The 14,640-nt window shown below is 62.8% G+C and carries 8 protein-coding genes, 1 tRNA gene and 1 pseudogene (1 of these 10 only partly in view); 5 read left to right on the forward strand and 5 right to left on the reverse strand.

Annotation, left to right across the window (positions count from 1 at the left end):
* Nucleotides 1–15: 15 nt before the first annotated feature.
* Nucleotides 16–363, reverse strand: coding sequence for a CatB-related O-acetyltransferase (locus tag HGB10_00230; GenBank protein NTU70244.1), 348 nt, complete (start codon nucleotides 361–363; stop codon nucleotides 16–18).
* 390 nt (nucleotides 364–753) lie between these two features.
* Here HGB10_00230 and HGB10_00235 point away from each other — a divergent pair, with 390 nt between their 5' ends.
* Both HGB10_00235 and HGB10_00240 read left to right on the forward strand, forming a co-directional pair.
* Complete coding sequence (locus HGB10_00235) at nucleotides 754–1,773, forward strand: glycosyltransferase (protein NTU70245.1); 1,020 nt, start codon at nucleotides 754–756, stop codon at nucleotides 1,771–1,773.
* Nucleotides 1,766–2,806, forward strand: a complete 1,041-nt coding sequence (locus HGB10_00240) for an acyltransferase (GenBank protein NTU70246.1) — start codon at nucleotides 1,766–1,768, stop codon at nucleotides 2,804–2,806. Before HGB10_00235 ends, HGB10_00240 begins: the two co-directional genes overlap by 8 nt.
* Here HGB10_00240 and HGB10_00245 read toward each other — a convergent pair.
* Nucleotides 2,784–4,088, reverse strand: a complete 1,305-nt coding sequence (locus HGB10_00245; protein ID NTU70247.1) for a hypothetical protein — start codon at nucleotides 4,086–4,088, stop codon at nucleotides 2,784–2,786. The genes HGB10_00240 and HGB10_00245 overlap by 23 nt on opposite strands.
* An 11-nt stretch (nucleotides 4,089–4,099) precedes the next feature.
* Complete coding sequence (locus HGB10_00250) at nucleotides 4,100–10,984, reverse strand: hypothetical protein (GenBank protein ID NTU70248.1); 6,885 nt, start codon at nucleotides 10,982–10,984, stop codon at nucleotides 4,100–4,102.
* Between the two features lie 272 nt (nucleotides 10,985–11,256).
* Between HGB10_00250 and HGB10_00255 the strand changes: the two genes are divergently transcribed.
* From HGB10_00255 to HGB10_00265, 3 genes are all read left to right on the forward strand, one after another.
* Nucleotides 11,257–12,711, forward strand: coding sequence for a sugar transferase (locus HGB10_00255; protein ID NTU70249.1), 1,455 nt, complete (start codon nucleotides 11,257–11,259; stop codon nucleotides 12,709–12,711).
* A gap of 25 nt (nucleotides 12,712–12,736) precedes the next feature.
* Nucleotides 12,737–13,717, forward strand: a complete 981-nt coding sequence (gene galE / locus HGB10_00260) for a UDP-glucose 4-epimerase GalE (GenBank protein NTU70250.1) — start codon at nucleotides 12,737–12,739, stop codon at nucleotides 13,715–13,717.
* A 31-nt stretch (nucleotides 13,718–13,748) separates the two neighbouring features.
* Nucleotides 13,749–13,823: transfer RNA gene (locus HGB10_00265), tRNA-Val, on the forward strand.
* A gap of 94 nt (nucleotides 13,824–13,917) precedes the next feature.
* On the opposite strand, the gene HGB10_00270 is transcribed toward HGB10_00265, so the two are convergent.
* Together HGB10_00270 and HGB10_00275 are read right to left on the reverse strand one after the other, a co-directional pair.
* Nucleotides 13,918–14,628 (reverse strand): site-specific integrase, encoded by a 711-nt coding sequence (locus HGB10_00270; GenBank protein ID NTU70251.1) that lies wholly within the window; start codon nucleotides 14,626–14,628, stop codon nucleotides 13,918–13,920.
* Nucleotides 14,594–14,640, reverse strand: a pseudogene (locus tag HGB10_00275) (hypothetical protein); it runs 406 nt beyond the window's last position. The gene HGB10_00270 and the pseudogene HGB10_00275 overlap by 35 nt, the downstream one beginning before the upstream one ends.

The raw sequence follows: 14,640 nt of genomic DNA on the forward strand, positions 1-14,640 counted from the left end.
CCATCGGGAATCGGCTCACAGTCCGTGGGCTGTGGCGTAGCGCGACAGCCCATCGATGTCGTCTGTTCTCAGGAGTGGTACGCACTCCCGGATCGCAACTTCAGGCCAGTCCCACCATGACAGCTCGAGTAGCCGCGTGACGTCCTCGGGCTCGAATCTGTATCGGATGACGCGGGCGGGTGCGCCGGCAACGATGGCGTACGGCGGTACGTCGGCCGTGACGACCGAACGCGCACCGACAACGGCGCCATGTCCGATTGTGACGTTGGCGAGCACCATGGCCTGCGTGGCAATCCAGGCGTCGCTCCCGATTACGATCCTGCTCGGCTTGAGTTGCTCAACGGCAACATCCTCGCCGGTCATCAGGTTGAACGTGAAGTTCGACAGGTGACTGGTGTGGTGCTCGCCACCGCAGACCAGCGTGGTGCCGGCAGCGATGGAGGCGTAGGAGCCGATGCTGATCACATCGTCGGGTGTCCACGTGTAGAAGATGCAGCTCGGGAACCAATGGCTCCATGCGCCGACCTCGAGTCTGCCGGGGCCCTGCAGCACGTCTGATCTGTATCTCTCGTCGAAGCTGCGGTCGACCGGCAGCCCTTTGAGGGTGCGGGCCAGTCTCCAGCGCCAGTCAGCGGGCGGCGTCACTCGAAAGCGTCCCCCTTGATGTCGTCCGGGCGCGTTAGCCCGACCGAACGGTCGTGCATTGAGTGTATCATCGGTCTGTCAGGACGACTGAGCTGCGACGGGGGATTGATGCGCATACTTCTGGTGTCGCCGTCGTACTACGGCTACGACCACGCCATCAGTCGCGCACTCGAAGCGCTCGGCCACGAGGTTCTCTCTCTCGGCTTCTTCCCGCACCTCACGCTCGGTGAGAAGGTGCAGAATCGCATTGTCGATGAGGTCCTTCCTCGGGTCGGAGTCTCGGGTCCGCGGGACACGAAGCGTGCCCGGTTCAATGCGTCAGTTCTCGAACACGCGGCGAGCTTCCGGCCGAACATCGCAATCGTCGTCAAAGGCGACGTGCTCGTTCCAGAGACCGTTGAGTCTCTCGCCAAGGCCTGTCCGCTTGCCCACTGGGCCTTCGATGATCCGTATAGATACGAGAACGTCGTCGCGTCGCTCGGCGCGTACCGGGCAATCGGTAGCTTCTCCCACGCCGACACCGAGCGACTCGTGGCCGACAGATACCCGGCCTTCTATCTGCCCGATGGTTATGACTCGTTCACCTTCGGGGCCTCGGATTCGGTCCGGTCGGAGTGGGCGTTTGATGTGGGGTTTCTCGGCGCGCGGTATCCGGAGCGCGAACATGTGCTGGATCGCTTGGTTCCACGGTTCACCCTGGGAATCTGGGGCGGTGACTGGAAACGGCGACCGTGGCGCGCGCGCTACTACCAGCCGCGGTCCATGCTGGATGCGTGCTGCAGAGGAGCCGCCGGACCCGGGGCTGCTGACATCATCTACCGGAGTGTTGCCGTGAATCTCAACATCCACGGATCGTGGGACGGTCTGAACATGCGAGTGTTCGAGATTCCCGGTGCCGGCGGATACCAGCTGTGCGATTCACGTCGCGGGCTTGCCGAGGCGTTCGAGCCTGGTGTGGAGCTCGATGTGTATCACAACTCCGACTCGATGATGGAGTTGTGCGAAGCCGCAGTCGGTGATTCGAGAAGGCGGGCGCGGATTGCCGCCGCAGGACGCGCACGCGCGTCCGCCGAGCACACACTGGTTCACAGAATGCAGACGCTGATCGGGGTGATGGCTCGTGACTGAGCCGGCGGCAGGTGGTGGCGGTTCCGTGAACCAGGCGTCCGGCCGTGAGCCCGGCGTAGATGTTGCGCGTGGACTGGGTGTCCTCGGCGTCGTGCTCATCCACGCACTGATGGCGCGGGAGGTTCGCGTGCCCCCGGCGTTCGCGGAGTGGGCTGGCCTCGGCATCATGGTGTTGTTCACACTCATGGGGGTCGTACTAGGTGTGCGTCTCGTGGGGGACTACCCGGCCGTCATTCTCGATTGGGCGCACTACTCGCGTGAGACGTGGCGTCGGTTGAGTCGCTTCCTGCCCGGGTTCGCTATCGCCTGGTTCATCGCACTGGTTCTGGGCGCCATTGCCGGCACTCTCTCATTTGGCCCCGCGACCCTGATAGGCATGCTGCCGGTGCCGGGACCCGGAAACTACTTCGTTCCGGTTCTCTTCACGTGGGTGCTGATCACGCCATTTGTCGCCCTCGGCAGCCAGAAGTCGCTGTCCCTGACAGTGCTCCTGCTGGGTATGGCCGACGTTATGTGGTGGCTGACCATCGCGTGGCGTCTCCCTCACCTCTGGGCTTGGTCCTGGGTGGGCGGATGGGGGATGTTCCTCGGCACAGGTCTATGGGTGGGAGCGCGGGGCCTCAAGCGTCTTGATTGGCTGGCCGTTGGGCTATCGGCGGGGGTGCTCGTCGCCTACTTGGGAACCACGTTCCGCGATTGGCTGCTGTTCGGGGCCGTATCGGCTGACGACGCGCTTAATGAACTCGTGCACCACGCAGGGATGAGCCTCTACTCCGCGGCGTTCGTCATCATCGTCGTTGCACTGAGCAAGCGGGTGCCTTGGTTTGGCCTGATGATGTGGCTGGAGCGCCTTGGCAGGGCCACGTGGTGGGTCTTCCTGGTCAACCTCGTGTGGTTCGGTGCCTGCAGCACCTGGCTTCGCGGCAGTGGAACCCTATGGGTAGCAGCTGACCTTGTTGTCTGTCTCGCCGGAGGGATCCTGGCCGCGCACACCGAAACACGAATCCGGGCTAGGGCCACACGGTCGGCGTAGCCAGTTCGCTGTCGGCGACGAATGTCTGTGACGGGATGAAATCGATCGGCGGACAGGTGATCGTCGTCGCCACGGCTCCGCTGGACTTGCGCTCCCAGTACTGCGTGGGGAAGGACCCCGGGAAGTTCGTGTCCGCCGTGAACCGGAGTTGATACGAGCCCGGTACGAGATTCTTGAGCGAATAGTCACCGTTCGTATCGCTGTACACACTCGAGACGAAGGTTCGAGTGACGAGGTTGTACGCAGAGGCGGTGGCCTTGAACACCGGTACTCCGTTGTTGGTGAGGTGCCCGTTAATCGTCAGAACCGGTGACAGATCCGTCGAAATGTAGCGAGTCTGACCGTATGCGACGAGCGGCGTGGTGGTGGCCAAACTCATGAACTGGCGCCCGACAAGCTGGTGATCCCAGAACTGGACGATGTAGTCCGGCGTGGTGCCGGTGAAGCGTACATGGTAGTAGCCGATCGGCAGACCGCTGATACGGTAGTGCCCGAAGATGTCGCTGAATGTTCCAGCAACGTACTCGTGCGTAGTCGCATCGAACGCGCTTACCACAGCGCCGCTCTGGGCGAGGCCGTAGTACGTGACCGTGCCTTCGAGTGACTGCGTGACGCTCGTATTCGGCGCCAGGTTGGTGGAGACGGCGAGCTTCTGGCCGCTGGTCAGCGTAGAGGTGGTGGCGTTCGAGATCTCGTACTTGTGGTCGTAGTACTGCGTGAGGGACGCCGGGCTGGTACCGGTGAAGCGGACGTGATACGAGCCGACCGGAAGTCCGCTCAGCCGGTAGAATCCGCCGGCGTTGGTGAACGCGCCTGCGACGTGTGCATGCGAAGACGCGTCGTAGGCACTCACGACGATGCCGGCTTGTGCGACGGCGGCGTTGGTCACGGTGCCTTCGATCGACTGGCTCGCCGGGACCGAGACCGGTGCGAGGTCCGATGACACCGTGAGGGTGCTGTCGGTGCCTGCGGTCAGTGTCGAGGCGGCGGTGGCCATCGTCACGTGGTCATACCACTGTGAGAGCGATGTCGGGGTGGTGCCGGTGAACCGCAGGTGATAGGTGCCGGCCGACAGTCCCGTGATGCGGTAGTACCCCGATGAATCGGTGAACGTCGCCTTCACGTAACTGTCAGTGGCGGCGTCGAACGCGCTGACGACGGCGCGTGACTGTGGCACGGCGTTGTAGGTGATGGTTCCCACGATACTCGAGGCGGCAGCGGCCTGAGCGAACGCTAACGTGCACGCCGCCATCGCGCCAAAGACAGCAAGTCGTCGACTCATCTTCGGACCCCTCATGGTGTTGCCCCCAGGTCGCTCGATACCGTTGTCGCACCGCCGGATGCAGGCACAACGGATGCATCCGTGATGTTTGACTTGTGGTCATAGTACTGCGACAGGGACGGGATTGCCGATACCACGAAGCGAACATGGTATGCGCCTGTCGGAACGGAGAGGCTGTAGTTGCCGAGTGCGTCGGTGAGGACCGTCCGCAAGCTCACATGGGTGGTTGCGTCATACGCCGTCACCAGCACCCCGGACAAGGGGGTTGGACCGTTCGTGAGGGTTCCTCGGATTACGGGACCGAGATCGGTCGAGACCGCGACGAGTCCTGCCGGAGCACTGATCGTCGTGGCGTCGCTGATGGTCGTCATGTGGTCGTTGTACTGCGTCAGTGAGGCCGGCGTGGTGCCCGTGAACCGGAGGTGGTAGGCGCCCGAGGGAACCGACATGGTGTAGAAGCCCGCTGCGTTGGTGACAACGCTACGGACGCTTGTGTGCGATGTTGCCACGAACGAGGTGACCACCACCCCGACCTGCGGTACGCCTTCGTTGAGCACGGTGCCCTGGATCGTGGGCCCCAGGTCGCTCGTCACATTCACGAGGCCGCCGAGTGCCGTGAGGGTCGTAGCCTCTGTAATGCTCGACTTGTGGTCGTAGTACTGGGTCAGTGACGGTTTGGCGGCTACTGAGAAGCGGACCTTGTAGTACCCGGATGGCACTGACATCTGGTAGTACCCCGCTGAGTTCGTGATGGCGCTCTTCACACTCGCGAACGACGTGGCGTTGTACGAGGTCACGACAGCACCCGCGATCGGCACGCCTTGATCAGTGAGGGTTCCCGAGATGGTCGGTCCCAGGTCACTGGAGACGTTGATGACGCCACCGGTCGCCGAGACCACCGTGGAGCTGGTGATCGTCGTTCTGTGGTCGTAGTACTGAGACAAGGACGCAGGGGTGGTGTTGGAGAACCGAATCCGGTACGAGCCTGCGGCGACCGGCATCGTGTAGAAGCCCGCGGCATTGGTCAGAACGCTCTTGATGCTTGCGTACGACGTGGCGTTGTACGAAGTGACAAGGACATTGGCCAGCGGAGTTCCTTGGTTCGTGATCGTGCCTTGGATGGTGGGCCCAAGGTCGCTTGAGACCGCTGCGACACCCCCGAGAGCCGTCACGGTAGTCGCGTCGGAAATTGTCGTCTTATGGTCGTAGTACTGACTCAGCGATGCAGGCACGGTGCCGGTGAACCGGACGTGGTACGCGCCGGCGGGTAGTCCCGTGATGGCATAGTTGCCACCGGCCGTCGTGAGAACGCTTCGGATGCTCGCATGTGACGTCGCATCGAATGCGGTCACGACAATACCGACCAGCGGTGCGCCCTGATTGACCATTCTTCCGGCGATGGTCGGGCCGAGATCGGTACTCACGGTCACCTTGCCGACCGACAGGGTAACCGTGGTCGCCTCGGTGATGCTCGTCTTGTGGTCGTAATACTGGGAGAGAGAAGCCGGCGTCGTGCCCGAGAAGCGCACCTTATAGCCCGCAGCCGGGAGGTACATCGAGTAGAACCCAGCGGCGTTGGTGAGCACGCTCTTGACGCTGGTGTTGGTGATCGCGTTGTACGCCGTGACGACGACGTTTCCGACAGGAGCCCCCAGATTCGTGATGACGCCTTCGATATAGGGCGACGTCCTGTCGATCACAACGTTGGCCGTCTTCGTGGTCTCGACGTTACCCGCCTTGTCGACTGACCAGAATGACACGGTGGTCGTACCGTCCGAACTCACGACGACCGGGGCCGTGTAGGTAGCCACCGAGCCTGCACCGACCCGGACATAGGTACGACTCACGCCTGAGCCCACGTCGGTGGCGGTCAGGGTCACCGTGACATCTCTTGACTGAGTCGCAACGGGCGCATTGGAGGTGGTGACGGGCTTCGAAGAGTCGATGCGGACCGACGTCGTCTCAGTGGTCTCGATGTTGCCTGCTGTATCTCGGCTTCCGTACTCGATGGTGGTGGTGCCCTGTACCGAGACGAGAATGCCCGCGGTGTACGTGGTAACCGCACCCGCGTTGACGCGATACCACGTTCCCGAGACGCCGGAGGCGGAATCGGACGCCGTCAAGGAGACGGTGACGGGCGATGCGCTCCAGTCGCTCGGCGCATTGTCAGTGGTGTGGGGCACCGTTCGATCGATGCGTACGAGCTTCGTCGAGACGGGCTCAGTATTGCCGAGGATATCGAGCGAGCGATATGAGAGTGTCGTCGTGCCCTCGGCCGAGATCGGGGTCACCGATGTCGCCAGAGTCGACGGCAGGCCGCCATCGAGGCTGTAGTACGTCGCAGCGACTCCGGAGTACAGGTCGGCAGCGGTGAGGTGCACGTTTACGGTGGCCGAGGACCACTGGGAAGGTACGTCCTGCGCGGTCACAGGACTCGATCCATCAATGCGTACGGTGGCGGTCTGTGTGGTCTCTCGATTGCCGGCACGGTCCGTTGCGCGGTACGAGATCGTGTGCGTTCCCTCGTCCGAGATGGTGAAAGGCGTGTCGTACTGCTGCATCACATCGGTATCGACCGCGTAGTCGATCCGGCCGACGCCCGAGTGGGCATCGACGGCGGTCAGAGTGACCGGTTCGGTCGGCAGTCGCCAGCCGGATGTCGCGTCGCATGAACTCGTGGGTGCGGTGCCGTCGAGGCGGACGGTGACGTTCCCGGTCGCCTCGTTGCCGAGAAGATCGACAGCGGAGTAGCCGACCGTCGTCGTGCCCTCGGTGGCGATCTCAATGCCTGAGAGCGGGTAGGGGGTAGTCGGGTCAGCCCCGGCAAGCCCATAGCTCACGGTATCGGTGCCGACCCCCGCGTCCGCTACGGTGAGGAACACGGTTTGTGAAGGTGCTGCCCAATCCGCAGGCGCGGATGTCTCCACCGTCGGGGGAGTGCGGTCGATTCGCACGATGGCGTGATGCCGGGGGTCCTCTTCGTTGTTCACGCCGTCCGTGGCCCACCAGTCCAGCGTGGTGGTTCCCTCTGCCGAGATGTCGAACGCTTGTGAGTAGAGCGACTCCGTGCCGCCGTCGATCTGATAATGGATCAGCGGTGCCACAAGACCGTTGTCTGAGGCCTCGATAGAGATCAGCTGTGGTGTTGTGCGCCACGCCGGGTCCACGGTCGCCCACGAAGTAGGCAGGATGAGGTCGGACACCATCGTGCCCATGAGTTCGAAGGCGTCGACATTGATGTCGGTGCCCGAGGATTCGGGGTTCTTCTCGCCCGTCCATTCGACTCGGAAGTTGTGACTGCCTGCGCCGAGTCCCGCTCGCGAGAACACCCGCTGCTGGTAGTCGTCGGTCGCGCTGTACTGGTCTGCCGTGCCGACGAACACGTTGTCGATGAGCACGCGCGCGATGCCCTGAGTCGGGCGTTTGGTGGCTATCAGGTCGAAGCGATCACCGGTGAACGTGCCCACGAGGGCGCCAGGGCCCCACGCGTAGCGGACGATGCTTGCCGAGTACCCCGACTGAACGTCATGTCCCCAGTTGAGTCCCTCTTGCGCGATCGAGGCCTGGCTCTCCTCCTCGTAGCGCTTGAGCACCGCAAACTGAACGCTGCTGGTCGCTTCTTGGTTGCCGACGATGTCTCGCGAGTACCACTGCACCGTGTGTGTGCCCTCGTTGCCTGCAGGAAGTGTCACCACGGTTCCTGTGGTCCAAGCGGCTTCGTCGATGCGGTAGTGCGTGGATGCGACACCGGAGAGGGAGTCTTCGGCCACCAGCCCGATCGATGCGGAATTCGTGTAGGTGGCCGTTGCGTCACAGGTCGTGGTCGGTGCGGAAGAGTCGAGACGAAGTAGCTCGGTGCGGAGGGACTCACGGTTACCGAAGGTGTCCTCGGAGTAGAAGGAGACGTACGTGGTGCCCTCGGCGCTAACCGGGAAGGGGGCCTCATAGACGGTGGTGGCGTCCGGAGAGTCGGTCTGCACCATGGACGCGTCGTAGAAGGTTGCACCTTCGTGACCGAGGTAGTCGTCCGCCGAGAGCTCCACGAGCCACGGTGATTTGCGCCATTCGGACGGGATGTTTGAGGTGGTTGTCGGCGGTTCAGTGTCGTCGACGACGCCGCCGAACACACCCTCTACGACCGCGCTATGGAAGTTGACGTTACGGCTTGAAGACTCCTCATTCCGAGAACCGCTTGAGCCGTAGGCAAGGAAGTGCTCAGTGTCGGCGAGCACGCCGCTGGACCAGACCACGGTCAGCGTTGGGACCGCACTGTACAGATCGACAAAGGCGATGCTGCCGTCAAGTGCCAGACGCGCGATGCCTGAGTCGGGGCTCTTGTAGGCCCATACGTCGATCCGCGTGCACCTACCGTACCCGGTCACATAGTTCGAAGTGATCGAGGTATGCGTGCGCTTGGCGTTCGTGTTCCACAGATCCCACTGCCCTTGCCACCGCAATTCCGGCGAAGTGATCGTGTATGTTTCCGCAGCTCGCCGCACGAGGACATCACCCGTGTGGAACGCCTCAACATTGCCCGCGACATCGACGGCACGATAGAGAAGTTCGTGATGACCGTAGCCGGTCACGCGGACCGAGTCGCCTGTGGTCCATCCTGCGCCGTCCAGGTTGTACTCGATCGAACCGACCCCCGAGAGGGTGTCGCTTGCCTCAAGCGAGATGGTCGCGGAGTCAACATAGCTCGGCTGAATGGATGCCGACGAATGCGGATCGTCGACATCTGCCTTGACGGAGGTCGTGACGGTCGTCTCGGAGTTGCTTGCGCCATCGACGCTGCGATACCGAAGGGGCACCGCAAGTCCGCTGGCGCCGATGGAGAACGGCGCGGTGTAGCTGCGCACTGGTCCCTCAGCGACTTGGAAGTACGTTGCCGCCACGAAACTGTCATCGGCGGCGGTCAATGTGACCAGAGACTCAGCGTTGTACCAAGCAGATGTCACGTCGTCGGTGGTGACCGGGGCCGTCACATCATTCGTCAGCACTCCATCGATATCGACCGAGTCAATCCCGACCGCGATGCCCGATGAGAGCGGATTGTGCGTGCCGAGCGACTCGATAGCCAGCACGTGCGTGCCGGCACCCGATGCGACGAACCGCGCCAGCTGCGTCAAGGTGGTTTCAGCCGAGTACTGGTCGTATTCGGTCATGTCACCACCGTCCAGGCGAATGCCGATCTTGCCCATGTCCGGACCGGTCGGCCCGTTGAGCTCGATGGTCGTCCCCGTGAATGTGATGTAGGCCGCAGCGGTGGCGGCGGTTGATCTCGCGTAGGCGCCGCCAGACCAGGTGGGACCCGGTACGCTGGCCCACGTGCTGCGATAGACGAGCGGCGTGCTCGTCTCTTCGTAGCGGTTGTATGCGCGGAAGAATCCTTCGTGGACGGGAAACTCGGCGTTGCCCGCGCCATCGACCGCGTACCACTCGACGCCGAAGTCGCCCCGTTCCTCCGCAGCGACTACGATCGTGCGGCTGTCGTTCCAGGCGCCACCGTTCAGGCGCCAATACGTGTGGTTGACGCCGGAGAGGGCATCGAACGATGAGATGTCGATCGAGACCGGCCCGTAGTACGTCGTGTCGATGACGGCCGAGGAGACGGGTGCCAAGTTGTCGACACGGACCGTTACGGTGTGTGCCGGCTCCCTGTTGCCGGCGCGGTCGACCGCCAAGTACCGAAGCGTGGTAGTTCCTTCGGCCGAGACGGTGACCTGGCCGGTGGTGATCAGGCTCGGCGTCGTGTCGTCGAGGCTATAGAGAATGCTCTGGACCCCAGAACCGCCGGTGTCCGTGGCAGTGATGGTCACGACGGCAGGACCATGGACCCATCCCGTGAAGTGGTTATCGGATGAGGATGGTGCGTCAGTATCGGGCGTGCCCTCAGCGAAGGTGTAGCGCTGGACGACGCCCGGCGTCACGTCCGCCTCGGGGGTGCTGCTGACCCACGCATATCCGTCGTTGTCGACGACGAGCTTGGTGGGGGATACGAGCGTGCCTTGCGCGGGGTCGGGGAAACTGCCCATGTTCACGCCGGCAGCGGTGCGCCGAGCAAATCGCGGTTCGGTGTTGTCGTTGCCAAGCACGTACATGGTGCCGTATGTGTCGACGAAGATGTCTCGGATCGGTCCCACTGCCATGGACGAGACATCGAGTTCGCCAAGAATCGATCCACCTTGCGAGTATCGAATGACTCGACCGCCAAGGAAGCCGTCACCAACGAGAAGGTTTCCCTCGGCGTCCCATCCCATTCCCTGAACGCCGGTCAGAGCAGGGACGGGATCGGGAAGTACCTGGCTTGTGGATGCATCCGAAGCGATTCTGGCCACGCGGCCGAGCACCGAGTCAGACACGAAGACGTCGCCATCCGAGGCGACATGAACGTCGTGGGGGCTTGTGAAGGTGGGAACGGTCAGCGTGTTGACGATACCGCCGGTGCTCGGGTCGAACACCACGATCTGTTCGTTCCACGGGTCGGTGAAGTAGAGCAGTCCGTCCGGGCCGAAGTCGCACGACAGGACATAGCGCTCACCGAGATCGAACAGTGCTGTCGGTGTCGTGGCGCCATCATCGTAGCGGCCCAGGAGGGAGCCATCCGTGCCGGAATGTGCGACCCAAAGTGTGCCGCTTGCATCGAAGGAGAAGGAGCCGGCCCGGTAGTACGTAGAGGTGTCCGCATTGAAGTAGGTGAGATGGTCGGTCCGATCGATGTATTGATCGCCCGGGTCCGGCGGCATGAACACGGCATACGCAGGCACTGAAGACACGAGCCCGAGGAGTAGCAGGGCAACCACCATTGCTGCGACAGCTAGTGCGTACGTTGCGCCGGATGGTCGACGCGCAGTTCTTGAACCTGACTGTCGAGCAAGCGCGAGCGATTCACTCACGATGCAGAGCCTCCTCTGTTGCGTACGGACGTACCCCGGGCGTACTTGTTTAAGTACTCGTGCTCTAAGTATCGAACTTCGCGCGCTCACACCTTAGCGCTGTAAGCACGAATTGTGATATTCGACACCGAGCCTCAATCAGCAGTGGGTCATCGCTCCGGCGGCCGTCAGGGCTTGTGGCGTGCGGTCGTCGTAGTATGGTTCGTGGTAAGGGGATGCTCCGGCACTGGACACAAGGTCTTCCGACACGAGACGCAGGGGTGGACGCAACGATGAGTTCTGAGGCCTTCGTCACTCGACGGATGCGTCGTGGCTACACGCAATTGGCGCTCATCGGGTCGGACATAGTGATGGTGGCTTTGGCGTCAGGTGTGGCCTCGTTGATTCGATTCGGACGGTTGCGCCACGTCGAGGCGATTCCCGGGTCGGGCATCAACGTTCAGTTCGCAGACATGTCACTCGTAATCATGGCTGTGTGGATTCTTGCGCTGTCGTTTGAGGGACTGTACGACGTGGATCGGGTCTTCTGGGGCACCGGCGAATACAGCCGCGTCGCACGGGGGCTGTCGCTCGGGGTCGTGATCTTCATCGTTGCGACATTCGCATTGAAACTGCCGGGGCTGTCGCGCGGCTGGGTGATGCTCACGTGGGGTTTCGGAATCATCTTCGTGGTCATCGGCCGGTCGCTCGTCCGGTATGTACTGGCACGCTTGCGGCGAAGTGGGCGGTTCCTCAGGCGAACGCTCGTCGTCGGTTACAACCAGGAGGCGGCCGACCTTCTGCGTAGGCTTCAGGCGAATCCGTCTTCGGGACTGACACCGGTGGCCTGCCTGGCGAGTTCACGGCAGGATACGCTCGATCTTCAGTACTGCACGCCCGAGATTGAATGTCTCGGGGCCGCCGCCGATATCGTTGAGGTGCTTGCGGCGCGGAGTTTCGACACCGTCCTCATCGCATCCACGGCCTTCGACTCCGAAGTGTTGTCTCGGATCATCGCGGATCTACGCGGGGCTGACGTCGATATCGAGCTTTCGTCCGGCCTGCTCGACGTCACTACATCCCGGGTGCTCATACGAGAAGTATCCGGCGTTCCCCTCGTACTGGTCAGGGGCGTCTCCTTCTCACTGAGAAAGCGCCTTGTGAAGCGCGCATTTGATCTCACTGTCGGAGCGGCGATTCTTCTGGTCGGTACCCCGATCTGGCTTCTCATCGCACTGTTGATCAAGCTCGATAGCCGCGGACCGATCCTCTACAAGCAGGTGCGGCTCGGCAGGGATGGGAATCCGTTCGGAATGTACAAGTTCCGATCGATGCGTCGTGATGCGGATGAGCTGCTTCAGGAGTTGTCCACGGAGAACGAGGCGAGCGGCCCTCTGTTCAAGATGCGTGATGATCCGAGAATCACCCGGGTCGGTCGCTGGCTTCGTCGTCTATCGATTGACGAGATACCGCAGCTCCTCAACGTCATGCGTGGTCAGATGTCTCTGGTTGGACCACGTCCCCCGCTGCCCCAGGAGGCGAGCGCGTACTCCGGCTACCACTGGCGGCGCATGGAGGTCCTTCCCGGTATGACGGGCCTGTGGCAGGTGTCCGGGCGCAGCGCGCTCACGTTTGACGAGATGGTGCGTCTGGACCTGTTCTACATCGAGAACTGGTCGGTCGGTTTCGATCTCTCGATCATGCTTCGGACCATACCCGCGGTCCTGTCCACCACAGGGGCGTACTGATGACCCTCGTCACCGGACGTGCATGATGCGCTTTCTCGTCACCGGCGGAGCCGGCTATATCGGTTCGATCACCACTCGAGCGCTGCTTGACGCCGGTCACTCGTGCGTCGTCTTGGACACGCTGGAATGCGGTCACCGAGCGGCCATCGACCAGCGCGCCGAGTTCGCACATGGATCAGTGGGCGACCGCACAGTCCTCGATGCGGTCTTGCCTGGGTGCGATGGTGTGATGCACCTCGCTGGCTACATCGAGGTGGCCGAGTCTGTGGCCGATCCGGCGAAGTACCATCGGGGAAACGTTCACGAGCCGATGGTGATGCTGGAACGCATGGCCGCTCATGGGATCGATGCTCTCGTGTTCTCCTCGACCGCGGCGGTCTACGGCGAGCCCGAAAGCGTGCCCATCTCGGAGGATGCAGTGGCGCTGCCGGTCAACCCCTACGGTGCATCGAAGCTAGAGTTCGAGCGCCTGCTCGAGCGGGCGGCATCGGCCCAATCACTCCGGTCGATACGGTTCCGCTACTTCAACGTCGGCGGGGCGTGGCCCGATGGGTCGCTAGGGGAGGCGCACGAGCCCGAGACCCACATCATCCCCCGAGTCCTGGGTGCCATGAACTCCGGTCAGGAGCGCTTTGAGGTCTTCGGCGGTGACTATCCGACGCCGGACGGCACGTGCGTTCGCGACTACATCCACGTCACCGATCTGGCACGAGCGCATCGTCTGGGGCTCGAGACTGCGGTCCGCGGCCAGGCCAGTGGTGTGTTCAATCTCGGCAACGGGCGGGGATACAGCAACCTTGAGGTCGTTCGAACGTGTGCCGAGGTCAGCGGGCGTGAGGTCGAGATAGTGATCGGTGCTCGACGGGCGGGAGATCCAGCACAGCTCGTTGCATCGTCCCAGCGGGCTGAACGGGGGCTCGGGTGGCGCCCTGAGCGCGGCGGGCTCGAGCAGATCGTCGGAGACGCTTGGCGGTGGCACCTTGAACACCCGAACGGCTACCGCTAGAATCGGTGCTCGCCGCTCACGCGGTGTGTACGGGCGATTAGCTCAGGGGGAGAGCGCTTCCTTCACACGGAAGAAGTCGTAGGTTCAAATCCTACATCGCCCACCATGAAAACAGCAGGTGAGAGGCCGTGTTTCGGGAAACCGTGATGCGGTCTCTCCCTCCTTTCTGGCCCGAATGTAGCCAATCGTGTAGCCAATGGTCAGATTCCCAGCGCCTTGGACAGTGTGTCCATCGCAGCGCGCGAGGTCGCTTCGGTCACGTGGCCGTAGCAGTCGGCGGTCACGCGGATGTCGGCGTGTCCCAGGAGCTCGGACACCGCCTTGAGGTTCACGCCGGACTCAAGCCATGCCGTAGCGGCCGAGTGGCGTAGCGTGTGGACGCACACATCGTCCAGGCCGGCACTGTCGGCCGCCGTGTTGAGTGCTCGGCGCAGGTTCGCGCTGTCGACCGGCTGGCCCGTCTCAGTCGTGAAGACGAGCCCGGTGTCGGTCCAGAGGTTCGCCGCCCGTAGCCGTTCCCGGCGTTGTGTCCGGCGTTGCGTCTTGAGGATCTCGACGACGGCAGAGGTGAGCGGCAAGGTGCGCCGGCTCTTCGCTGTCTTGGGCTCAGTCACCTCGAGGCGGCCGTCGACACGCGAGAGGGTACCCCGAACCTTCAGCGTCTTCTCGCCGAAGTCCACGTCTCTCCACCGCAGCGCCCTCGCCTCGCCGCTTCTCAGCCCCGTGTGGGCGATGAGAGACAGGGCGGCGTGGTAGCGCGTGTCCTCAGCCGCTCTGAGCAGAGACGCGACCTCAGAGGCTGTGAGGTACCTTGCCTCAGTCCGCTCGGCCTTGGGCATCGCCACGCGCGCAGACGGATTCTTTGCGAGGAGGTCGTCACGCACCGCGGCCTTGAGTGAGACACGCAGCACGCGGTACACGCG

Source organism: Coriobacteriia bacterium (assembly GCA_013334745.1).
In the GTDB taxonomy this organism is placed as follows: domain Bacteria; phylum Actinomycetota; class Coriobacteriia; order Anaerosomatales; family JAAXUF01; genus JAAXWY01.